This is a genomic window from Microcoleus sp. AR_TQ3_B6, from assembly GCF_036702785.1.
GTDB lineage: Bacteria > Cyanobacteriota > Cyanobacteriia > Cyanobacteriales > Microcoleaceae > Microcoleus.
This window is the reverse complement of the sequence record NZ_JAUBVJ010000108.1, coordinates 1-23,929: the sequence shown is the minus strand read 5'-3', so window position 1 is coordinate 23,929 and position 23,929 is coordinate 1. Positions and strand designations below refer to the sequence as shown.

21 protein-coding genes and 1 tRNA gene are annotated in these 23,929 nt (G+C 45.4%); 12 read left to right on the top strand and 10 right to left on the bottom strand.

All coding sequences use genetic code 11. The annotated features are described in order from the left end of the window. The first annotated feature begins 89 nt into the window (after nt 1-89). From QUB56_RS32290 to crn3, 6 genes are all read left to right on the top strand, one after another. Nucleotides 90-689 carry a nicotinate-nucleotide adenylyltransferase gene (locus QUB56_RS32290; RefSeq protein WP_332960433.1) on the top strand — a complete coding sequence of 200 codons (600 nt, stop codon included), beginning with the start codon at nt 90-92 and terminating at the stop codon, nt 687-689. Further along, nucleotides 650-1,399, top strand: a complete 750-nt coding sequence (locus QUB56_RS32285; RefSeq protein WP_332960431.1) for an NrtR DNA-binding winged helix domain-containing protein — start codon at nt 650-652, stop codon at nt 1,397-1,399. The genes QUB56_RS32290 and QUB56_RS32285 overlap by 40 nt, the downstream gene beginning before the upstream one ends. 70 nt (nt 1,400-1,469) lie before the next feature. Then, nucleotides 1,470-1,763 (top strand): isochorismate lyase, encoded by a 294-nt coding sequence (locus QUB56_RS32280; RefSeq protein WP_332960430.1) that lies wholly within the window; start codon nt 1,470-1,472, stop codon nt 1,761-1,763. An 87-nt stretch (nt 1,764-1,850) separates the two neighbouring features. Further along, nucleotides 1,851-3,584 (top strand): NAD+ synthase, encoded by a 1,734-nt coding sequence (locus QUB56_RS32275; protein WP_332960429.1) that lies wholly within the window; start codon nt 1,851-1,853, stop codon nt 3,582-3,584. A gap of 7 nt (nt 3,585-3,591) precedes the next feature. Continuing rightward, entirely contained in the window at nt 3,592-4,521 is a 930-nt protein-coding gene (locus QUB56_RS32270) for a DUF192 domain-containing protein (RefSeq protein ID WP_332960428.1), read from the top strand. Between the two features lie 43 nt (nt 4,522-4,564). Continuing rightward, complete coding sequence (gene crn3 / locus QUB56_RS32265) at nt 4,565-4,897, top strand: CRISPR-associated ring nuclease Crn3/Csx3 (protein ID WP_332960427.1); 333 nt, start codon at nt 4,565-4,567, stop codon at nt 4,895-4,897. 701 nt (nt 4,898-5,598) lie between these two features. Here crn3 and QUB56_RS32260 read toward each other — a convergent pair. The 7 genes from QUB56_RS32260 to ndhL all read right to left on the bottom strand — a co-directional run bounded on the left by QUB56_RS32260 (nt 5,599) and on the right by ndhL (nt 13,694). Further along, a complete protein-coding gene (locus QUB56_RS32260; RefSeq protein WP_332960426.1) occupies nt 5,599-7,995 on the bottom strand; it encodes an ATP-binding protein in 2,397 nt (798 codons plus the stop codon). Between the two features lie 144 nt (nt 7,996-8,139). Beyond that, a complete protein-coding gene (locus QUB56_RS32255) occupies nt 8,140-8,541 on the bottom strand; it encodes a hypothetical protein (protein WP_332960425.1) in 402 nt (133 codons plus the stop codon). 812 nt (nt 8,542-9,353) lie between these two features. Next, nucleotides 9,354-10,001, bottom strand: a complete 648-nt coding sequence (locus tag QUB56_RS32250) for a DUF6658 family protein (RefSeq protein WP_332960424.1) — start codon at nt 9,999-10,001, stop codon at nt 9,354-9,356. A gap of 727 nt (nt 10,002-10,728) precedes the next feature. Then, the gene (gene trpA, locus QUB56_RS32245; protein WP_332960423.1) at nt 10,729-11,526 is read right to left on the bottom strand and encodes a tryptophan synthase subunit alpha; all 798 of its coding nucleotides are present in this window, start codon (nt 11,524-11,526) and stop codon (nt 10,729-10,731) included. Nucleotides 11,527-11,602: 76 nt separating this feature from the next. After that, nucleotides 11,603-12,751, bottom strand: a complete 1,149-nt coding sequence (locus tag QUB56_RS32240; RefSeq protein ID WP_332960422.1) for a transposase — start codon at nt 12,749-12,751, stop codon at nt 11,603-11,605. Between the two features lie 421 nt (nt 12,752-13,172). Further along, a complete protein-coding gene (locus tag QUB56_RS32235) occupies nt 13,173-13,478 on the bottom strand; it encodes a DUF3007 family protein (RefSeq protein WP_332960421.1) in 306 nt (101 codons plus the stop codon). Then, nucleotides 13,479-13,694 (bottom strand): NAD(P)H-quinone oxidoreductase subunit L, encoded by a 216-nt coding sequence (ndhL, locus tag QUB56_RS32230; protein ID WP_332960420.1) that lies wholly within the window; start codon nt 13,692-13,694, stop codon nt 13,479-13,481. Between the two features lie 198 nt (nt 13,695-13,892). Here ndhL and QUB56_RS32225 point away from each other — a divergent pair. Further along, a tRNA-Leu gene (locus QUB56_RS32225) sits at nt 13,893-13,977 on the top strand. Between the two features lie 79 nt (nt 13,978-14,056). On the opposite strand, the gene QUB56_RS32220 is transcribed toward QUB56_RS32225, so the two are convergent. Then, nucleotides 14,057-14,239, bottom strand: a complete 183-nt coding sequence (locus tag QUB56_RS32220) for a hypothetical protein (RefSeq protein WP_332960419.1) — start codon at nt 14,237-14,239, stop codon at nt 14,057-14,059. 142 nt (nt 14,240-14,381) lie between these two features. On the opposite strand from QUB56_RS32220, the gene QUB56_RS32215 reads away from it, so the two are divergent. Beyond that, a complete protein-coding gene (locus tag QUB56_RS32215) occupies nt 14,382-15,059 on the top strand; it encodes an actin-binding WH2 domain-containing protein (protein ID WP_332960418.1) in 678 nt (225 codons plus the stop codon). 29 nt (nt 15,060-15,088) lie between these two features. Beyond that, nucleotides 15,089-15,799, top strand: a complete 711-nt coding sequence (locus tag QUB56_RS32210; RefSeq protein ID WP_332960417.1) for a hypothetical protein — start codon at nt 15,089-15,091, stop codon at nt 15,797-15,799. 340 nt (nt 15,800-16,139) lie between these two features. Here the strand turns inward: QUB56_RS32210 and mutS are convergent, their stop codons facing one another. Then, the gene (gene mutS, locus QUB56_RS32205) at nt 16,140-18,761 is read right to left on the bottom strand and encodes a DNA mismatch repair protein MutS (protein WP_332960432.1); all 2,622 of its coding nucleotides are present in this window, start codon (nt 18,759-18,761) and stop codon (nt 16,140-16,142) included. A gap of 205 nt (nt 18,762-18,966) precedes the next feature. Further along, nucleotides 18,967-20,157, bottom strand: a complete 1,191-nt coding sequence (locus QUB56_RS32200) for a transposase (RefSeq protein WP_332960416.1) — start codon at nt 20,155-20,157, stop codon at nt 18,967-18,969. A 646-nt stretch (nt 20,158-20,803) separates the two neighbouring features. Here QUB56_RS32200 and QUB56_RS32195 point away from each other — a divergent pair. The 3 genes from QUB56_RS32195 (at nt 20,804) to QUB56_RS32185 (ending at nt 23,682) form a co-directional block, all read left to right on the top strand. Continuing rightward, nucleotides 20,804-21,970: a zinc-dependent alcohol dehydrogenase gene (locus QUB56_RS32195; protein ID WP_332960415.1), complete on the top strand. Its 1,167-nt coding sequence runs from the start codon at nt 20,804-20,806 to the stop codon at nt 21,968-21,970. A 27-nt stretch (nt 21,971-21,997) separates the two neighbouring features. Next, nucleotides 21,998-22,207, top strand: a complete 210-nt coding sequence (locus QUB56_RS32190; protein WP_332960414.1) for an acetyltransferase — start codon at nt 21,998-22,000, stop codon at nt 22,205-22,207. A 620-nt stretch (nt 22,208-22,827) separates the two neighbouring features. Next, nucleotides 22,828-23,682 (top strand): manganese catalase family protein, encoded by an 855-nt coding sequence (locus tag QUB56_RS32185; RefSeq protein WP_332960413.1) that lies wholly within the window; start codon nt 22,828-22,830, stop codon nt 23,680-23,682. Nucleotides 23,683-23,929: the final 247 nt, after the last annotated feature.

Genomic DNA, 23,929 nt, shown 5'->3' with positions numbered 1-23,929 from the left:
CAACAGTCAACAGTCAACAGTCAACAGTCAACAGTCAACAGTCAACAGTCAACAGTCAACAGTCAACAGTCAACAATTACCGATTACCTATGCAGAAGATTGCTCTTTTTGGAACCAGTGCCGATCCGCCTACAGCAGGACACAAAACAATTCTGAGTTGGCTTTCCCAACATTTTGATTGGGTAGCAGTTTGGGCGTCGGACAATCCTTTTAAGTCGCACCAAACTTCTCTAGAACACCGCTCGGCAATGCTGCTGTTAATGATTCAAGAAATTAATTCGCCGAGACACAATCTTTGCTTGCATCCAGAACTCAGCAGTCCGAAAACCCTAGAAACTGTGGAACAAGCAAGATTGCTGTGGCCGGATGCAGATTTGACACTGGTAATAGGTTCCGACTTGGTGGGGCAACTGTCTCGCTGGTACAAATTTGAACAATTGTTAAAACAAGTCGAGTTGCTGATAGTACCGCGACCGGGTTATCCGTCAGAAGACTTAGATTTGTGGCAGTTGAAGCGGATAGGTGCAGAGGTGGCGATCGCATCTTTGAATGCTCCCAATGTTTCTTCTACCTTTTATCGGGAAACAGGAGACACCCAAGCTCTGACTCCGACCATCGAAGATTACATCAATAGGGAGCATTTATACGCATGGCACGAGGCACAAAAAAGAGCGAAGGTTGCTCATTAGCTGACTTTAAAGTAGGAGTAGATAATGTAATTTTCTCCGTCGATACCGTGCAGAACCGCTTGTTGGTGCTGTTGGTAATGCGGCAAGACGAACCGTTTATCGATTCTTGGAGTCTTCCCGGTACTTTGGTGCGACACGGAGAGTCTCTAGAAAATGCCGCTTACCGGATTTTGTCGGAGAAAATTCGGGTGGAAAATTTGTATCTGGAGCAACTGTATACTTTTGGGGAACCGGGGCGCGATCCTCGGGAATTTACCAGGGGCGATCGCTATCTTTCGGTGAGTTATTTTGCTTTGGTTCGCTTTGAGGAAGCTGAGTTAATTGCTGGGAGTGTCGTGGCGGGTGTGGGCCACCGCGTCGGCGGCATTGCTTGGTATCCCGTGCAACAAGTTCCTAAGCTGGCCTTCGATCACAATCAAATTCTCGAATACGGATATCGGCGACTCCGCAACAAACTTGAATACAGTCCGGTAGCTTTTGAAGTTTTGCCGGAGCTTTTTACTTTGAGCGATTTATATCAGCTTTATACAACTATTTTGGGGGAAAGTTTTTCGGATTATTCAAATTTTAGATCTCGATTGTTAAAATTGGGTTTTTTATGCGATACCGGTGTTAAGGTTTCCCGGGGGGCTGGCCGCCCTGCTAGTTTGTACCGCTTTGATGCGGCCGCTTTTGCTCCTTTCAAAAATAAGCCGTTGGTGTTTATCTAGCTGTTTATTAGATGACATTGGGGGAGCAATTTAGTAACATGAGAATAGAAGCTGTTAAGGAGTGCAGGCGATGAAAAAACCTCATGAATGCGCTAATATTCAGGAAGTTCGGGAGGAAATTGATCTCATCGATCGACAAGTGATCGAGGCTTTGAGCAAAAGATTTCAATACGTCATCGCGGCTGCAAGGTTCAAAACGAGTGAAGCTAGCGTTCGATCGTTCGATCGCGTTGAGGCTATGTTACAGCAGCGGCGCGAGTGGGCTCAAGAATCGGGTTTGAATCCTGATGTGATTGAAAATATTTACCGGGATTTGGTAAATTATTATATTGAGGAAGAGTTGAAACATTACAAATCTGAGTAAGGTTTCCCTACATTCAAATCTAGGACTATAGCAAATTCAGTCCGTGCGGGCGGGCTGTTAGCAATATTTATTAGGTGATTTGGTGAGATGAAAATTGCGATCGCACAACTCAATCCTACTATTGGTGATATCTTGGGCAACTCCAGCCTAATTCTGGAGGCTGCGAAAAAAGCGGAGGTTGAAGGCGCAAACTTATTGCTAACACCGGAACTTTCCCTGATCGGTTATCCGCCGCGCGATTTGTTGCTTAACCCCAGTTTCATTGCAGCCGCAGGTGCACAGTTGCAGCAACTGGCGCAAGCTTTGCCGCCGAAAGTGGCAGTCATAGCCGGCACTGTCGTACCTAATGCTAATGCTGTTCAACTCGGCGGAAAATCATTGTTTAACAGCGCTGTTTTGTTGCAAAATGGCGCCGTCCAAAAAGTTTTTCATAAACGCTTGTTGCCTACTTATGATGTATTTGATGAAGACCGATATTTTGAACCGGGAGAAAACAGCAATTATTTTACTCTGGGCGAACTCAAAATCGGCGTGACAATTTGTGAAGATTTGTGGAACAATGAGGAGTTTTGGGGTAAACGCACTTACGCAGGCGATCCAGTTTCCGATTTGGTAAAATTGGGCGTAGATTTAGTGGTGAATTTGTCGGCATCGCCTTATTCTGCTGGCAAGCGGGAAGTGCGATCGGCTATGTTGCAGCACAGCGTCATCGGCTGCGGGATACCGATTATTTACGCTAATCAGATAGGGGGAAATGACGATATTATTTTTGACGGCAGCAGTTTTGCTGTGAATCGAAAGGGTGATTTGATTCAGGTATTAGCTTCTTTTGAAACTGATTTTGCTGTCCTCGAATATGACCGAGCTAAACAAGATTTAGTGGGCAGCAATCAGCAAAGTGCAGCAGGAATTGAGGCGGCACCGTTGAGTTTTGATCCGGCGGTTGGAGATGCAGAAATTTGGGCTGCTTTGGTTTTGGGAGTGCGAGATTATGTCCGCAAGTGCGGTTTTTCTAAGGTTGTACTCGGTTTGAGCGGCGGGATAGATTCGGCTTTGGTGGCTGCGATCGCCAGTTGCGCGATCGGGCACGAAAATGTTCTAGGGGTGTTGATGCCTTCTCCTTACAGTTCGGATCATTCGGTTAATGATGCTGTGGAATTAGCCCGAAATCTGGGCATCCGGATCGAACAATTGCCGATCGGCGATTTGATGAAAACTTACGATCGCACTCTCGGCGATTTGTTTGTCAATACAACTTTCGGGATTGCTGAGGAAAATATTCAATCGCGGATTCGAGGCAATCTGTTGATGGCAATTTCTAACAAGTTCGGACATTTGCTGCTTTCGACTGGCAATAAGTCGGAAATGTCCGTTGGTTACTGCACTCTCTACGGCGATATGAATGGGGGATTGGCGGTGATTTCTGATGTGCCGAAAACTCGCGTTTATTCGCTGTGTCGGTGGCTTAATTCTGAGTTCGAGCAGGGGAAAGATGATGTTCTGTGGGGAAAAAAAGAAATCATTCCGGTTAATATTATTAATAAAGCCCCGAGTGCTGAACTGAAACCGGGGCAAGTTGACCAAGATTCTTTGCCTGCTTACGATGTTTTGGATGACATTTTGCAGCGGTTTATAGAACATCATGAATCTGCCCAACAAATTATCGCAGCCGGACACGAGGAAGCGGTGGTTAAACGTGTAGTAAAATTAGTGACGCAAGCGGAGTTTAAACGGCGGCAAGCAGCCCCGGGTTTGAAAATTAGCGATCGAGCTTTTGGTACCGGTTGGCGGATGCCGATCGCCAAAGTTTCCTTTTATTAAACGCAAAATGGTTAACATCGACGGTACTTTAGGCTTCGATTTTCTCCTGGGAACTCTTAGCAACGATACGATGAGAGGGTTTGCGGGAAATGACACTATTCAAGGTGTGGGGGGAAACGACCGGATTTTTGGCGATCGGGAAAATGACTTGCTCGCCGGAGATGAAGGCGCTGATACGGTGTCTGGCGGGCAAGGAAGCGATACAATCTATGGAGGACAAGGTGAAGATGAGATTTTTGGCGATCGGGGTCACGATTTGCTAATAGGCGGCGAAGGCAGAGATATCTTGACAGGAGGCGCGGGGGAGGATTTATTTATGATGGAAAGAACCTCGACCGCATCTACTATTACTGAAGCCGATATAATTACAGATTTTGGCAACGGCAATGATAAAATTGTCTTGACAGAAGGGATGAAGTTTAGCGATTTAGAGCTTGATGTTTCCGACAACCAAACTGTTATGAAAGATAAAATTTCTGGCAAATATTTAGGAGTTGTTTTGGGAAACTCTAATCTGACAGAATCCAACTTTATGTCGCTGTTGGGCGGAATAGATATGGGTCAGCTTTTGCCAATTTCTGTTAACACGATCCTAGGCGATCGCGCGCTCGGACTGGAAGTGGCGAAAACTCCCCAAGAACAAGCCACAGGTTTAATGTTTCGGACAGAATTACCCGATGACAGGGGAATGTTTTTCCCGATCGAACCCGCGCGAAACGTGCGTTTTTGGATGAAAAACGTGTTGATTGAGCTCGATATGGTTTTTCTGCGGGAAGGCGTAGTGCAGGCGATAATTCCTAACGTACCGCCGTGTTTGAGCGAAACCTGCCCCAACTACGGCCCGGATATTCCCGTGGACGGAGTTATTGAACTCAGAGGCGGAAGGGCGGTCCAATTGGGACTCAAAGTTGGCGATCGGATTCCCAATTTACCCTAAAAGGTATATGATTTTATCGCAGCATTCAACATTTGTGCATCCCATGAACCCTATTGAATTAAAAATAATCCCCAATCAAACTCAAGACGGTTTAGCTTACCAACATTTGCGCTTGCGAATTACAACTCAAGACGGTATCATCACACCCGATGATTTACAAGGTTTGAAACTTCCTCAAGATGTTCAATTCAGTCAAGGAATTGTCATTGAAGGTAGAGGAGCAATTTGGTTGTACGGATATTTAGTGCACGAATGTCATCCTGCGGCTTGGGTTGGATGTTACGATCCGCGATTAGAAGGTGCGGTGGTAGTAGCGACGCACAAGCACGAAATAGCTGTGGGACAAGTATTAAAATTGAGTTTACCGAGTGATTAAATTAGATCGTGTTGGGTAAATTACCCGCAATATTTGTAGGGGCGGGTTTTACGAACAATCTTTCATTCACCTCTACAATATTTATAAACTTGCCCTCTTCCTATGTAATATTTATTTGTAAAAACTCACATCTTGCACCATCCTCGAGAACAGGCTTTCCGGCTTCACAAAAATTCAATTTTCTTGTGGGGAGTAGGGGTGGGGCAGGAGAGCCCGACCTAAAAGGATGATTGAGAACGGTGCAAAATGTGAGTAATAACCTACTTACTATCGCGCGATCGCCCAAAAAACCTTTAAGTTTAACTATAACAACACTCCAGACACTTTCAGGGTTCCCGTATGGGTGCTTATTCCCGGTTTTTACGAAATTTTGCGAGGAGGAATGAGAAATATAGGAAGAAACCAAGTTTCATCACTCAATCTCCGTGCATGAGTAATACCCGGATTCGCGCACCCACAAAGAAACCGGGTTTTTTAAGGGAAATTGACGGTTTTAATCCCGTGTATTCTGGTTAAAAACACGGTTTTTGGCTACCCGCGCGTCCAGGGCTATAGATAGCGGTTCTCAAGAAAGTGAGGTATGCCCTATGCACTATGCCCTATGCCCACGGAGGCCTATGCACGTCGGGTACCTCATGTTACTGAGAAAGGCTATATGTTATTGCGCGATCGCCCAAAAACCCTTTAATTTTCATTAAAATTTATCCCTTCACAGGCAAAACAATCGCAAACTCAGTGCCAATACCTGGCTCCGAATTCACCTCAATGCTTCCCCCATGTTTTTCTACCGCAATCTGATAGACAATTGCCAACCCCAATCCTGTTCCTTTTCCGACACCTTTCGTCGTGAACAAATGGTCAAATATCTGCTGTTTCACTTCGTCTTTCATCCCGGTACCGTTATCAGCAATTTTAATTTTAATATGCCCTTCGACTACCTCAGTGGAAATCGTGATGCGGTTGGGATTGGCGGCAATTTCGCTAAAAGTGCGTCCTACATTTGACTCTTCTAAGGCATCGATAGCATTGGCAAACAGGTTCATGAACACTTGATTTAATTGACCGGGAAAACATTCGATTTTAGGGAGATGACCGTATTTAGTCATCACTTCTATCTGCGGACGGTGTTCGTTTGCTTTGAGGCGGTGTTTCAAAATTAAAATAGCGCTATCAATGCCTTCGTGAATATTAAAAGGAACTTTGTAGTCTTTGTCGCCTCGGGAGAATGTACGCAAACTCGTGCTAATGCTGCAAATGCGATCGCATCCGACTTCCATTGAATCAATCATCTTGGGTAAATCTTCCAAGAGATAATCGAGGTCTATCTCTTGGGCGTGGTCGGCAATTTCCGATTTCGGTGCATCGGATCGATACAATTCTAAGTGTTCTATAACATCTTCCAAACTCCTTTTAGCTTCGCTTAAATTGCCAGAAATAAACCCAATCGGATTGTTGATTTCGTGGGCTACTCCCGCGACTAAATTACCCAATGCTGACATTTTCTCGCTTTGCACGATTTGCAGTTGCGCTTGCTGTAAATCTTTTAAAGTTTGTTCGAGCTGTTGATTTTGCTCTTGCAAAAGTTCCGCTGCTTGCTTGCGATCGGTGGCATCAACACCCAAACCAATAATGCCGATCGTCTCGCCCTGATAATTTTTTAACTGCACTTTCGTGATTTCTAAATAGTGTTGTTTGCCGTCAACAAATCTGAGAATTTCGCTCGAGTAATGCGGCAAATCTTGGGCAAGGCAGGCGGCATCTGAAACCATACAGCCCGCTGCATCCGCTCCCAGTATATCTTTGTAATGATCGACAGCTAGGAAAGCGCTCAGAGGCACGCCCACATCTTGACAAAAGGTCTTGTTCACAAACTGTACTTTACCCCTGGGATTAACCATCCAAATCCAAATCGGAGCGACATCAAGAATCGCTTGCAGCATTTGTTTTTGCTCTGCCAGCTGAGCTTCGGTTCGGCTAATTTTTACTAGCGATCGTTCTAATTGTTGGTTGTAATCCTGATATTTTTTATAGAGCAGAGCATTTTGCAAACAGATAGCTGCCTGGGAACACAGGAGATTGAGAATTTGCAGGCGATCGCGGGTAAAAACTCTTGCTGTTAAGCGATTTTCCAGATACAAAATCCCGACTAAGTTGCCTCCATCAAGAATCGGCCAACACAACACGCTCTCCGGTTCGTATTTGAGGATGTAGGAGTCGGAAGCCCAATCATCTTCTTGAGCCATATCCCGAACAATTACAGGTTTCAACAAGTTTTTAACGCATTCAACAATTTTGAGGGGCAAAATCTCGCTGTTTTCATCGAGTGTGCCGGAGGATAAGTCGATCGCCCGCTCGACTCCTGAATTGTCGATCGCGCTTATAGCAGCGATTTCCCATTGATTGCCGTTTGGCAAAATCAGGGCTGCTTTGTCAGCTACTGTATTTTTCATCGCCAGTTCCATCAGTTTGGCAATCAGTCGATCGACCTCTCTTTCACTAGAGAGTGCTTGACAAGCTTTTAGCAGAGTTGAAAAATTCCCGAAATCTGAGACGCTTGCCGACACAGACGGATAAAGGTATGGATTGAGCGATTGATTGTGGTTGGCAGGTGTTGCGAAAGTTGCTAACGGATTTGCAGCTAGTTTTGCTGGCTCCAAAATCGATTCCAACAATTGAGGATAGCGTTTTTCTAAGTCGTCTATTTTGGATCTATCTCCCCAGCGGACATAGCAATCATAGGCATCTATCATGTATACTCGCGCAATTTTTTCTCTTCCCAATGAGAGGTAAAACTTAGCCGCGAGTTCGCAAGCAAGAGCTTCTTCCTTCCAATATTCGTTAGCTTTAGCTCCGGCAATAGCTCGATCGTACAGTTCCATGGCTTCTGCTGTTTGCCCCAAAACGCGGAGCCATTCTGCCTCAACCAGATCGAACTTGTGTTGGTAATGGAACGGGGTATGGTGCGCGAATTCTTTTAGTTTTTTCTGACTAGCCCCAACGCGCTTAAGGATTTGTTGGCGCTCCGTCGGTGTGGCACTTGCATAGATTGCCAAATATGCCAGCGCATCGTAAAAGTCGTGCATCATCGTTACTAGCATCGATCTACAATTTCCCAGATAAGGTTTACATACATTTACCCTGTCGATGGGCTGGGGATTACGGAGCGAATATATCCCGAATCCGTCGCCTATTTTTGCTAGATTTTATCACCCTAAATCTGGTCGATAACAGCCGAGATTAATTCAAATATTAGGAGGTTTCATATATTTGTAAATAACTGGGCTGTGTTCGAGTTCGTCGAGAATGTCTGTTGGCTTGAGGACTATTTCGAGGGATGCAATTAACGATGGCTGCTTTACTCGATCGTATTCTCGGAGTACCCCCTGGCGGAAATTTTCCGCCACAATGACGTAACGGCGGGCGTATGGTTTTATACTGCGCGCAGCAATTGTGCCGAGAATACCGAGATTTTTGACCCTCGCGCCCCTGTTGTGAAACTCCAAGAGTTTGCTAAAGCCGGGTTGCCGCTCAAGATGGCCCGCGCCCCCATCGACAGCCGTTCCAGAATCGGTGTGCAATTGCGCGATCGGGCGAGATTCAGGCATTAGCGCACTCAAATCTACCACATCTACTTTTGCGTTCATATCGGCTGACCTCAACTCCGACATTAACTTGACAAAACTTAGTGTATCTATCTTAGGGCATAAACAGCATAATTTTCAATTTCTCGATCGCAAATTTCTATTATCTGTTAATGAACAACATTTTATACTTTGGCGATCGGGATTAAAGCCTGTTACTTACGTATAAGTTTCTGTAGTTAATCTAAAAGGCGGTTAAATAAAAGCGAAATACAGTAGGAACACGACAGTATCCTGTCTCGAAAAATACAATGTGTAATAAATTAAATTTAATATAGGTCGAGCGCCCCAATGGACCCTACTATATGGAAAAATTTTTCCCTTAAAAGCTCAAAATATAATGTTTATAAATAATAAATAATCCGTCCTGAAAAGAGTAGCTCTCCAGTCCCCCTAGAAAAGCACAGGACTGCCTTCTGCTGCTGAAACCCCTCCTGGACACTCTACTTGCGGGCTAATAGCCCTCCCAGGGGTTAAAACCGAATCAAATAGTAATATCATTTCCGGTTACACCGGAATGATGTTGACTGTTGACTGTGAACAGTCAACAGTCAACAGTCAACAGTCAACTCGAATTTACTATTTTGATGCTAACGGATTTGATATAATATGCAGTAATATGCAGTCGTGTTCAGAGGACTTTAGCTAAATTCCGACAGGGGTAAAAACCACTGTCGGAATTTAGCTTCCCGAGAAGGAAACAGCGTTATTTGAAGTTAGTCGATCGCGTCTGTCACTCTTTCTGGCGCTCGTTGAGTAGTGTCAATATCTCGATTCACTTTCTAGCAAATATTGTCCGAGACATCTTCAGCGTTCTATCTTGCATCTCGCGCTGCATCATTGATATTTTCTTGGCCGCCGCTGGTATTATATCTCAGAGACTCAGTACCCTCTGATACTCTTTCTTTTGCTCCCTCGGTGGCTTCTTTAACAATATTTTTTGCTCCCTTGAAGCCTTCGCGAGTGTTTTCTTTAAGATTAGCAAAGCCTTGTTTGGTTTTGTCGCCAAAGTCCTCAGCTTTGCTCTGAGCGGTGCGAGCATCCTCCTTCACCTTTTCACCAACTTGGGTGAGTTTGTCAGGCGCGTCGTCCGCTACCCGCCGCACGTTTTCGCCTACATTGTTGCTAGATTTGGTATCGATGCGGTGCTGCGCTTGCTCTTTGAGAAGCTGAGCTTTTGCTTCTGCTGATGTAACCTTTTGGTTTCTGGGATCGACATCGCTGTAGTCGTTCATGCCGCCTTTGTATTCGGAAGTTACAGCCCCTGAAGGCACTTCTTCTCTAATTTGGTCGGCAGTTTTTCCTACCCTCGCATCAGCTTGTTCTACTATCCCATCAGTTTTTCCTGCTGTCACATCAGGGCGGCTGCAGGCCGTACTCACTAATACTAAAATGCCAGCCAGAAACACTGTTAAAATTTGTACAGCTCGAATTTTTTTCAGAAATGCAGTTAGTCTCTTCATAAAAATGCTCCTTTCTATTGTGATATGCTCAAATGCCTAGTGGCTTTGTACATGGCTACTATTACCAAATTAGCCACTTAAACACTTTTTTAAGTATACGAATAGAAACAGGAGCTTTTCATCTATCCCAAGTTACATTCCTCAAGTTATAGCGGAAGGAAGAAGTCCCATGGAAGTCGGAACAAGGAAAAAGGAACAAGGAAAAAGGAACAAGGAATCGACAATCCTGCATCTTCTAGCAATGATTAAAAGTCACCCCACCCCGCGCCGGACACGGCAATGCCTTTCATCGTGTCAACACTCGCCTAAAAACCTTTGTATCTATCTTTTATAACCGAGTCTAGATCCCCCTAAATCCCCCTTAAGAAGGCGGACGAAAGAACACTCATGTCCCACCCCCTACTCCCCATTAAGAACGGGGAGTAGGGGGCAAAAATCAGGGGGGAGCAGCAGGCCTAATCATCAAACAGTATAGTGCTACTAGATTTTGCCTTAAGTTGAAGCGATCGAAGGCAATGCCGTTTCCCTACTTTGCTGCGCGTTTGGTTCTCTGTGCGCGCACTACCTTGAAATGTTTTGCATTTTAAGCTCAAAAAAAACCTTCCGGTCAGGAACCAGAAGGCAGTGGATGTATGATCTCAAGTACAACAAGGTCTTTAATCGCAATTGTCGCCACATATTCCGATTGCACACATCTGTCTAATGGCTGAAAGTATTTGCACAGTTGCTAAACATTTTGAATCGCTATTTTTAGACTCTTGCAGAATTCGCCTATCGCCTCTAAACCCTGTTCGGGAGTTCCTTGAGCCAAACGTTTGACAAAAGCACTGCCAACAATTGCAGCGTCTGCACCCCATTCTTTCACTTGGCGAGCGTGTTCGGGTTTAGATATACCAAACCCGACGCCAATGGGTTTGTCGGTGATGCTGCGGAGTTCTTGCAGCAACTCTTTTGCTCGTGTTTCTAAGCCTTCGCGGACTCCCGTAACCCCCGTCACGCTGACCAAGTAAATAAATCCTTGAGACTCCCGAGCGATCGCTTCTATGCGACTTTTGGGACTTGTCGGAGCCACTAATAATGTTAGTTCAATCCCTAATTTGTTGGCAGGTTGGATGAGACTGTCGGCTTCTTCTAAGGGCAAGTCTGGTACAACCAATCCCTGAACTCCGGCACTTTTGATTTGCTGCAAAAAGGTTTCTATACCTCGGTACAAAATCGGGTTGTAGTATGTGAAGAGAATGATGGGCGATCGCAAATTCGGACTAACTTTCGCTACCATTTCCAGCACCGAATCTAACCGCGTTCCCCGCTCCAGGGCACGAGAGGCGGCGGCTTGAATCACCGGCCCGTCAGCTAGCGGGTCAGAATAGGGAACGCCAAGCTCGATCGCATCTGCACCGTTATCGTCCAAAATTTGCAGTGCTTTAGCCGTAGTCTCCAAGTCTGGGTCGCCAGCAGTAATAAAAGGAATCAATGCACATTGGTGGCTCTTGCGCAACGTTTCAAAACAATTAGAAATAGTCATTAGTTATTAGTCATCAGTCATTGGTTCTCAGTCATCATGTAAGCTTACCCCCACCTAAAGGTACGGGGCTTTAGCCTCAGATTTGAATCATCGGGAACAGAGACAATTGCCCCTCTAGTTGACAACTCATCCCCGGACTTTCAGGAAGGCTTACAGACTTCCCCAAAGCAGCAATATTATTAGCTGCATTAATATCCGCATCATGTTCAAAACCACAATGCCCACACTTAAAAACTTTTCCATTACGGTACGACTTACCCTTAACCGGGTGAATATGTCCGCATCTGGAACAGGTTTGACTTGTATAGGTCGCTGGGACAAATACAACTTTAACGCCAGCAATATTAGCTTTATACCCAACAAACAAACGCAGTTGATAAAAAGCCCAATTATTAGTTCTTCGGCGTTCAGTTTTGCTTCTTTGTTTTTTGTTCAAAGACTCTCTAATATTAGTCAAATCCTCAAAAGCCAAGTCCGCACCTATTTGTTTTGCTTCTTGAACAAGCTGTTTTGAGATATTGTGATTCAACCATTTCTGAAATCTTTGTTCTCTCCCAGAAAGCCTTCTCAAAAGTCTACGACTAGACCGAGTGCGTTTGGATTGAACATTAGCTCTGACGAAGCTATATCGGTCACGCATGGATTGGATCTGCTTGCCACTCCACGACTTACCCGTAGAAGTGGTAGCAATATCTCTTCTACCCAAATCAACCCCAACTACTTTTAGTCTTTGACCAGTTGGGTTGGTGGGCCATTTAACACAAACATTGATGTAGTAGTCACCCCGTTTAGTTTTATTGAGAGTAGCAGCCGTTGGAGCTTGCCCTTTAAGCAAAGCCAATTGATAATTGCCAATACTCAATTTGAACTTAACTCTACCACACATCAAAGTAATGCCAACAGTTTGCAAATCCTCAATATATTGAAAAGTCCGAACATCCAAATTAATAGATGTCGGTCTAAATTTGTGGACTTGCTTAACAGATGCGGCATTACCAATTACACGACGAATTGCTTGACAGACATGGTTTGCCTTCAACCCCGTAGCTTCGCGCACTGACTTATAAACCTTGTGGTGAAGCTTGGTTGTGTTCCAGCACTTCTCACGTTTTGCAACTTCATATATCTGATGGCAAGCCTCAGCAAACCAAAGCAAAGTGCGGTCGATTTCGTTCCGCAACTCTACAGGGACTTGGAGTTTACATTTTACAGATATTGTCTGCATTGCATCTATCTAAATACTCATCCGAGTCTAGTACAATATAAAGCCGTCCTACAAGGACGGGGTTTCTACCCAATTTTCAGATGATGTCCGCTCGATCGACCGCAATCAAATTCGTTTCTCGTGACGAGTGAGGACTGAAGTCCTCATAAAAGTCCGAGGACTTCAGTCCTCACTAGAAACGCGATAACGGTTATTTTACCGGACGCGATATCAGCCATCAAATCAGTCCCCAGTAATTAGTGAGAGAGTTTATTACTAATGACTTAGTAAGTCATTAGTAATAAACAATCGTATCTTGTAGGGGCGGGTCTAGCGGGAGCTATGATACAAACGAGTTATCAAGTGCTCTCACCCGCCATCCCCATCTAATGTTTATTTCCAGCTACTTAATAACTAATGACTGAGGACTGAGGACTATTGACTAATTATCTTTTTCCTGCTCAATTTCGGCTTGAAGTTTGGCTAATTCTTCAGGAGAGAGTTCATCGAGCTGCTTCTGCAAGACAGCTTCTTTGTAATCTTGCAGTTGCTGACTGTAGGTCATATTTTGAGTAAGTGCTCGAAATAAATAAGTCACCAGCCAGCCAATCAAGCCGGCGACCAAAAACAACTGACTCCAAATCCCTGCATTCATACTGTCGAGTCCGGCAAATTGCAGTAGCAAGTAGACAAACCCACCTGCTACAAAAAAGCCGAGACTGATTCCAATTACGTCAATACGTCGCATTTAGGCTTCTATCTGCCGCCGTTTGGGCCGAAAATTCAAAAACGGAGCTAGGAGAAACATACCTGGGAAGAAGAAGAACATCAAGAAGTACATGAAGCCGCGCTCAAAAGAGGTGGCCACGTACCAGCGGCTGTTCAGGTAAGCGTAGGTGACCGCGGGTACTACCAGGAAGTAGGTTCCTGCCAAGACGGCGTAAAGCAGTAAGGTAATATACATAGATTTGCTTTAGGGGAATAATAACACGGGTAAGTTGGTTGACACGCTCCGCTAGCTGGTTAACTATTGTACCGCCTGGGGAGATGCAGCGCGACTTTTGGGAATTTTTTGATTAGGGGTTGCGTAAATTGGGGTTTTGGCTGTAGTATAAAAGGCTGTTGTTGTTAGTGGCTCAAATCCACAGCAGCTTCACGAAAGGGGGGCGTGGCGGAATGGTAGACGCTACGGACTTAAAATCCGTTGACCCGAAACGGTCGTGTGGGTTCAAGTCCCTCCGCCCCCATCAAATTCAATCCTTTGTGAGTCAAGGGTTTCAGACTTATTGTCCCACCAAGAGTTCTGTTTGCCGCTCAATTGTCGCGCTAACGGTTTTCTAGTATTTCCAAAACCGCCTCTATATATGCCAAGTTCGCCCCGGACTTTTTGCGTCTGGCCTTCAACAGGTTGAGCAAGTCGGCTGGTTGTGGAAATGGGGCGACGGTCGGAACCGATTTTAAAATTTCATCCCCCCAGCGCCGCACTTCCTTAAGTTCTCTATCCAACATCAGAACCCATTAGGTTCTGTGTAAGTCCTGTATCTGCAAGAATAATTGCTTAACATAGAGTGCCCTGATTTGCCAAGTTTGCCGATCGAACTCAGCTTGAGTTATGACTGATTCAGAGTCGCATCAGTCACAAGGAGAACCCGTGAAATATTTTTCAGTAGTAATGTATTTACTGCGGGAACGGCAACAGTTTCTCGAAGAAATTCGCCAAGGTGTCAAGCTGAAATCTAAAATTTTCGGTTTGTTGATTTCTAGTACCGTATTTTTTGGCATTTACGGAGCGATATTAGGTGCATCTAGTACGTGGATGCAATGTCTGGTTTCAGCAATTAAGTTGCCAGCACTTTACTTGCTGACGCTGATTATCTGCTTTCCCACCCTGTACTTTTTTAATGTCATGTTTGGTTCAAAACGAACTTTTGAGCAGTATTTGACATTGTTGATGACAGCGATGGCGATGATTAGCGTTTTGCTGTTTGGATTTGCACCTGTCAGTCTGTTTTTTCTTCTGAGCAGTTCCAATTACAGTTTTTTGCTGGTGTGGAATGTTGCTATTATGGCCTTCACAGGATTTTTGGGCGTAAGTTTCATTTATCAAGAAATGCACTTTCTGTCGGAGCAAGATGCGGAAGGCAAAGACATCAGGCTAAATATTTTGCGCTTTTGGTTGGGACTCTATGCGTTTGTTGGGACTCAGTTGGGATGGACGCTGAGACCGTTTTTTGGGTCGCCGGGAATGGCTTTTCAACTGTTCCGAAACCGAGAAAGCAATTTTTATATTAGTCTGTGGCAATCAATTATGTCTCTGGGAGGACCGTAATTAATCCCAATTTAAGGAGATTTTAAAGAGTGATACAAGCTGATTTGGATGAGTTAAAAATTCCTGAGAATGAGTTGGAGGATTTGAGCGGAATAGCTTTGAGCGACGGTTTTGCAGCGGAGTTTTACCGACCTGCTGCACTCCGGGACGGCAAAAAGCTATTTTCTCTTTTGTTGAATGAGTTGCTGATATTTTGCGTGACCTTAGTTGTTTCGCTGCCTGTTGCTTTACTCGCTAATAAACATAATGTTGGTTCATTTAGCGATGCTGAGATATTTGTCAGGGTTTTACAAATAACTTTAGGTTTGTCCCTGGCGATTACTGTTGCTTGGAATGTCTATAAATGGGTTAAGGCAAAGCCTCTGGCAACCCTGGCGGGTCTGCTGGATGAAGTTGAGAAGTATCATGAGGTGATTCAGGCTTTAGATATTATCGATCGCCTAACGGCTGCTGGCAATTTACAAGCCAATTTAATTAACCGAGGAGATGCTATTGAGGCATTACAGATTACTAGAGAAAGTTTAGTATGTGCTTTGAAAACAGAGAGAATTCTCAGGGAAAATAAGGATTTTATCGGTCGCCGTTACGAGTTATTTGCTAATATTGAAAGTAATTTGGCTGCTTTGATGGCGGTGGATGTGAGCGATCGGGCGACTGAATACGGGCGGTTGCTGAATGAAGCTTTGGAAATTGGGATGAGCGTGCACAAAGAGGTAAGAAAGTTACAAAATGGCAAGTAAAGTTCAGTGGCAGGTTTGTATAGCAATCCTAAATGATTATACTCGTTACCAGGCTCTTCCTGGTAACGCATATCCCGAGGAAGAGCCTCCATTGTCTGGGCCGAGGCAGAGCAAGAGTGACATCGGTTAAGAGGCAGAGCCTGGAAGTTATTGAAACTGATGCGAGGATTGCTACAGTAAGGACTTTAGCGCTTAAATGTGAGTTTTTAAGGCAGATGCAAGTGTCGCAGTTGTATGGTGATGGTGCGTCAGACATCGATCATTTTGATTTTAACAGGTTTGGACCATCTGACGCACCCTAGACATCTACAAACTTTTCTACGGACCTTAAACTTTAATCCTAAAAAATATCCAACTGTTCGCCCTCCGACTCTTTTTTACCATTTTTTTTAACACCTTTCCGCAGTCCGATCGCAATTTTGCTATGTTTCTCAATCTGCTTCATCACCTGTCTCGCCCGGTCAATCACCGACGGCGGTAAACCAGCTAATCTGCCCGCTTCAATTCCGTAAGATTTGTCAGCACCTCCCGGCTGAACTTGGTGCAAAAATACGATTTGATCCGGCAATTCTTTCACTGTCACCTGATAATTTGCGACATTATCCAAAATAGAAGCTAACTCATTCAATTCGTGATAGTGAGTCGCAAAAATTGTCCGCGCCCGAATCTCGCTGGCTAAATATTCTGCCACGGACCAAGCAATCGAAAGTCCGTCAAAGGTTGCCGTTCCCCTGCCAATTTCATCTAACAAAACCAATGATTGCGGCGTCGCGTGATTGAGAATATTTGCAGTTTCGTTCATTTCCACCATAAACGTAGACTGACCGGTTGCCAAATCATCTACTGCGCCGACGCGGGTAAAAATGCGATCGCAAATTCCCAAACTCGCAGCTTTCGCCGGCACAAAACTGCCCATCTGCGCCATTAACTGGATCAAACCCACCTGCCGCAAGTAGCAGCTTTTCCCGCTAGCATTCGGCCCGGTTAAAATAATTAAATCTGGGCGGTTTAGCGATTCTTCCCGACCCAAAAAAGCCGAATTAGGTACAAAAAATCCCGGTGGCAAAGACTTTTCTACCACAGGATGACAACCTTCAATAATTTTAATTTCCCGACTTTCTGTCATAGTCGGGCGGCAGTAATTCTGGTAAACTGCTACTTCTGCCAAACCGCACAAAATATCGGCCGCGGCCACGGCGCGGGAAACGTTGCGAATAATTTCGGCGTGTTCTCCTACCTCCGATCGCACTTGAGCAAAAATATCGTATTCCAATTGATTTAAATCTTCCCGCGCTGTCAGAATTCGCACTTCCCTTTCTTTTAATTCTTCCGTACTGTAGCGTTCTTCATTGGTGAGAGTTTGCTTGCGGGTGTAGTCCTTCGGCACTTGGTCTACTTTCGATTTGGTAATGCTGATGTAATAGCCGAAAGCTTTATTGTAACCTACTTTTAAATTAGAAATCCCGGTACGTTGTCTCTCCGTTGCTTCTAAATTGGCAATCCATTCTTGGTCTGCTGATGCAGTGTGCCGCATTTCATCTAGCATGGCATTGATTCCCGACCGAATCAAACCTCCTTCTTTTAAATGAATCGGCGGTTCATCAACTAAATGAGCGTGAATTGTATTTGCTAATTCTTCTAGAATTGGCGGTACATTTTGCAGCGCTTTCAAATAGGGCGATCGCCCTTGGGCTGCGATCGAGGCTAATTGCGGCAGTTTTCCGAGAGAATCAGCTAACGCGACCAAATCCCGCGCGCTAGCTGTTCCCGAACCGGCGCGGCCTGTGAGTCTTTCGATGTCGTAAATTTGGCGCAGCAACTGCTGCAAATCTTGGCGCAGGGCGTTATTTTCTACTAATTCTTGAATGGTGTCGTGTCGGGCGCCAATGCCTTTAATGTTGAGCAAAGGTTGCAGGACCCAGCGGCGCAAAGCGCGGCCTCCCATTGCAGTGCTGGTTTTGTCTATAGCCCACAGCAGCGAACCGTGAAAAACCCCATCTCTCACTGTTTGAGTAATTTCGAGATTGCGGCGGGTTTGGTAGTCGAGTATGAGAAAATCGGTGAGAGTGTAAGTGTGCAATCTTTGCAAAGAAACTGCTTTTTCCTTTTGAGTTTCTTCGATATATTGCAGCAAACCGCCGGCGGCGCGCACTGCGAGGGAAAGGTGGCCGCATCCCATGCCTTCTAGCGATCGCACTTTGAACTTTTGCAGGATTCTCTGTTTTGCTTCGGACAAAGTAAACGGAATTTGCGATCGCAAAGAATAGCAGAATGAATTCGGCAAACAATCGGGCAAATGCTCGGATTTCTCTCCTGGCCTCAACATAGTCACCAAATCCGGCGCATTAGTCGGTACCAAGACTTCCGAAGGCTGCAAGCGCAGCAATTCTAGGGTTAATTGTTCTAAACTCTCTGCTTGGGTAGTGACGAATTCTCCCGTAGAAATATCTGTATAAGCCAATCCCCAATGTTCCCCAGCGATGACGACTGCTGCTAAAAAATTATTTTGTCTGGGTTTGAGCATTCCGTCATCAGTCAAGGTTCCGGGAGTGAGAATGCGGGTAATTTCTCGCTTGACTTGGCGGCCTTCTTTAGCAGCAATCGAGGCATCTTCCACTTGGTCGCAAACTACCACTGCATAGCCTTTTTCAACTAACATTGAGGTGTAGCGGTCGAGGGCGTGGTGCGGCACTCCTGTCATCGGCACTCGGCCGATTTCCTTGCCGCTTTCTTTGCTAGTACAAACAAGTTCTAATTCCTGCGAAATAGTAACTGCATCTTGGAAAAAACACTCAAAAAAATCTCCGACTCGAAACAATAAAAGTGCGTGGGGATACTGTTCTTTCACTTCCACATACCGCTGCATCATCGGCGTCAGCTTGGTGAATTCTAGTAGGCGGTGGTCGGCATTGCGGATGTTGGCTTGATTGGGGTCTGTTGGGGTAGATGCAGTGTAAGGCATAAAAGGCGATCGATAAATTTTAATCTTTAACAACTTTAGCGCAAGCTCGGCTTTTAGCTATAACTAATGATACAATGTTTGACGATTAATCTTCCTTAAGCAGGATGCGTGATTCTCCCAATTCGGGAGGAGTGTTCAGCTATACAAAAGTCACGCACCCTAGTTATTGACACTCCCCGGCGTGAACGCACGGGGATTCTTTAATCTACGAGCCGACTTGCTGAGGCAGGATTTCTCCAACAACAGTAGAGGTCAATTCTCCTAAAGCGTTGCTTGGTTCAAGACCAAAGGTTCCGACGTGCCCCGCCGTACCCAATCCTCGACGAAGGATATTTCTAGCTGCGTTGAAATCTCTATCCATTACACATCCACATTTACAAACGTGCGTTCTAGTTGATAGCGTTTTCTTCACAATTTCACCGCATTTAGAGCATTCTTGGCTGGTATACTGTGGGTTCACCGCCACCGTAATTTTTCCGAATACTTTACCGAAGTATTCAAGCCAAATACGGAATTGATACCAAGATGCGTCATTAATGGACTTAGCTAAACAGTGATTCTTCACCATGTTTTTGATTCTCAAATCTTCGTAAGCCACTACATCGTTTGATGAGATTACGCACCGTGCTAATTTCACAGCATGGTCCTTACGCTGCCTACTTATTTTGAGATGGCGTTTGCCTAGAATCTGCTTAGCTTTGACCCTATTCTTTGAACCTTTTACTTTCCTTGATACACGACGTGCTGAACGCTTAAGAACTTTTTCACCAATTCTTAGGAACTTCGGATTTTCAACAGTAACTCCGTTTGAATCGGTGTAATATTCCTTCAGACCCATGTCTAATCCGATCGTAGTACCAGAGGGTTCTGTGTTTTCTTTTCGAGTAACATCGACACAGAATTGGACGTACACGCCATCGGCACGTTTTACCAATCTCACCCGTTTGATTTGACTGATTTGGTAGAAGTGCAAGTCGCGTGTGCCTTTGAGTTTTAACCTTCCAATCCCTTTTTTATCGATAAAATTGATTGATTTCCTATCGTCCGCAAGCTTCCATCCACTGGTTTTGTACTCAACAGAGCGGCAGTTTTTCTGAAACTGTGGATAACCTTTTTTACCAGGTATTCCTTTCTTGCAGTTCTCATAAAATCGGGAGATAGCAGACCAGGCTCGTTCAGCGCTCGATTGTCGAGCCATTGAGTTGAGTTCGTCAGCAAACGGAAAGTCGCGAGCCAGTACAGCACAGTATTTATTTAAGTCGTATCTACCCACATTTTTGTTATCCATCCAATAGCGCAAACAGCTATTGCGGATGAATTGGGCGGTACGAATTGCTTCATCTACTGCATTGAACTGATTCTGCTTCCCGTAGGCTTTAAACTCAAAAACTAGCATGGCTTTACCTCCTCCTTTTATGTTAAATCGTGTGACATAAGATCGCTCAAAAAGTAAAGAAAGTTTACAAGATAACTCGTGTTGCTGATGAAGCAAGGATTTGACTGGGAGACTAAAGCCTCCCGCGATCGCCCGTACCTGGACCCAAGTCACAGGGTTTTCAGCTTATTTCCTATAAACCCGCTTTTTGTTGAGAAGTTTTCCGTCATCGCTTATCTAATGTGAACCCAACTATCGCAGCTAGTGAGATTAAGGGCGGAAATTTTATTTATTGTGAGAGGAGAGCGATCGGCGATCGACAAAAACAACCTCATCCATCTCGCTGTTAGCTGTTATGGCAGAAGCAAGAAGCAAGAAGTTCAGCAATTAAGAACGTCCTAACCGTCGGGCGCGGTTGCTATAACTGTTGGGGGTTAACAGAAGAACGTGACATCCCCCGCAGTTTAGTCGGGGAATAAACTTGACATTTTTGTTATTTAAAACAGCCGGAAGATAGATTTGTAAATCTATACCTCGGATAGAGAGAGAACATATTTTATATGATTAAAATTAAAACATCCAAGCAGATAATTTATCGGCGCAGTAAATTTAAGATTTAGAATCAAAAATCTGCTAGCTAGTAGTTAACTAGAGGAAAACGAAATTAATGAAAGCTCTTTGCTGGCACGGAGCAAATGACGTGCGAGTTGATAATGTACCAGACCCAACAATTATCAATCCGCGCGATGCGATAGTTAAAATCACGTCTACAGCAATCTGCGGCTCAGATTTGCACCTCTACGATGGCTTCATCCCGACAATGCAATCGGGCGACATCATGGGGCACGAATTCATGGGGGAAGTAGTCGAACTCGGCAGCGAAGTCAAGAACTTAAAAAAGGGCGATCGCGTCGTCATTCCTTTTACTATTTCTTGCGGCAGTTGCTTCTTTTGCAACCGCGATTTGTGGTCGCTGTGCGACAACTCCAACCCCAATGCTGGGCTGGCTGAAAAAATGTTCGGTCATTCGCCGGCGGGACTGTTTGGCTACTCGCATTTAACGGGCGGCTATGCAGGAGGTCAAGCAGAATACGCGCGGGTTCCGTTTGCAGATGTCGGCCCTTTAAAAATTCCCGACGAACTTTCTGACGAACAAGTATTGTTCCTCACCGATATCTTTCCTACCGGTTACATGGCGGCCGAAAACTGCGACATTCAGCCGGGGGATACTGTGGCAGTTTGGGGGTGCGGGCCGGTCGGACAATTTGCGATCAGAAGCGCGTTTATGCTGGGGGCCGATCGAGTAATTGCGATCGACCGCATACCGGAACGCTTGCAAATGGCGGCCGCGGCCAAAGCCGAAATCATCAATTACGAAGAAATAGACGCCGGGGAAGCCGTCACCGAAATGACGGGGGGACGCGGACCCGACTCTTGCATCGACGCGGTGGGGATGGAAGCCCACGGCACCGGTCTCGACGCTTTGTACGACAAAGCCAAGCAAGCCGTGCGGTTGGAAAGCGATCGGCCTACGGCCCTGCGACAAGCGATCGTCGCGTGTCGCAAGGGCGGCACAGTGTCAATTCCCGGCGTTTACGGCGGCTTCGTTGACAAAGTGCCATTAGGTTCAGCTTTCAACAAAGGCTTGACCCTGAAAATGGGACAGACGCACGTTCACCGCTATTTGCGTCCTTTGCTCGATCGCGTTCAAAAAGGCGAAATTGACCCGTCATTCGTAATTACGCACCGAATGAAATTGGATGAAGCGCCCCACGCTTACGAGATTTTCAAACAGAAAAAAGACAACTGCATCAAAGTTGTCCTCAAACCCTAACTCGCATTTACCCTTCACGGAAAAACTATGCTTTTACAAGAAAAAGAATCAGGCGACTTGATTGAAATCCTCGATGTAGATGCTTTAATCAGCCCTACAAAACAAGAAGTGCCGGGAAAAAATCAAGCTGGTCAGGAAGAGCAAGAGAAAGCAACTTTTGCAAAAAGCGAATTAGTGTTTCCTTCCGGTGAAACTCTGCCCCGCTGTTGGACTGAGGAAAATTATCAAACTAGCTGATTCAAGACATTCCCCCTAGTCCCCCTCGTTAAGGGCCCGACAGAAATTTAGGGGGAGGGACACGGCACATCGGTGTCAGCTAAACCAGAAAAACCGCTCTCCTACAGGGGCTAAAACCCCTGCACGATGGCGGTTTTGACGTTTTTTTTGACACCCGGAGGACACAGCGCTGTGTTTGTTTAAATAGAATGTACGATCGACCAAATTTACAGCAGATTCCACGTTGATGAAGTAAACCCGTCAAGCGTTCAATCGCTGTAGGGAAACGGCACTGCCGTGTCCTCTATCTTTGCTATGTACCTTACTTAAAAAATGCTGTAATAGACCTCTTGCAAAAATGCACCAGACCCCTCCCCAACCCTCCCCTTACTAAGGGGAGGGAGCCTAATTTTTCTTGCTTCCCCCCTTACTAAGGGGGGACTGAGGGGGGTGAGTTTTTGACTTTTGCAAGAGGTCTAATATAGTCTTTAGTTCCCGGGTCCGAGAAACCGCATTAAACCAAAGTGATAGAAATAACCGGGTTTGAGTTACTTTCTTTATGACTAAAAGCTGATTCGCCTCGATCTTGGCAGCGTTACAACTAAGGAAAGTTAATCAAAAACCACTGGTAGGAATACCTCATGTTTTACCATAAGAAGCCACTACAGTATTACAAAAGACCAGAAAAGCCAGATGCCGTTTACGCCAAGAAAATACAAGAACTAATTGGCGGTACATTTGGCGAAATGACTGTGATGATGCAGTACCTATTTCAAGGTTGGAACTGCCGAGGTCCAGCCAAATATCGCGATATGTTGCTTGATGTCGGTACAGAAGAAATCGGGCATATCGAGATGCTAGCAACTATGATTGCTCACTTGTTAGATAAAGCTCCTGTATCTATGCAAGAAGAAGGTTTCAAGGATGCTGTGGTGGGTGCTGTGATGGGTGGAAACAGCCCGCGAGATGCGATCGCCGCCAGCATGAATCCGCAGCACGCAATTGTATCGGGTTTGGGCGCACTTCCTAGCGACAGCGTAGGGTATCCTTGGAACGGCCGTTATATCGTTGCTAGCGGCAATCTTTTAGCAGATTTTCGATCGAATTTGCACGCCGAATCGCAAGGAAGATTGCAGGCTGTGCGGATGTATGAAATGTCAGACGATCCGGGCGTGAAAGATACCCTGAGTTTTATGATTGCCCGCGACACGATGCACCAAAATTTGTGGCTGGCGGCGATCGAAGATTTAGAAAGTTCGGGAATGGAAACAACCCCCGTTCCGAGTTCCTTCCCGCAGGAGTTGGAAAAGTCAGAATTTGCTTATCAGTTTTGGAATCATTCTGAAGGTTCCGAAAGTAGCGAGGGACGCTGGGCAAAAGGCAAATCAATGGACGGCAAAGGCGAGTTTGAATATGTAGCCAATCCCCAACCGTTAGGCCCAGAACCAGTACCGCCGCCGCCCGAACCAAAATTGCACGGCACTGGCATGAAATAGCCAATCAAAAAGTTAATAGTAAGGTTGGCATTTAACTGGTTACCAGGCTCTGCCTGGTAACCGATGTCCAGAGGCTCTGCCTCGCCCCAGACTATGGAGGCAGAGCCTCCGGATATGCGTTACCAGGCTCTGCCTGGTAACGAGTATATTCACAAATGATTTAGGATTGCTATATAGCAATTCTTGCAGGAGTCGTAAATTTTTTACCCCACCCCAACCCTCCCCGATGCCTTGGGGAGGGAGTAAG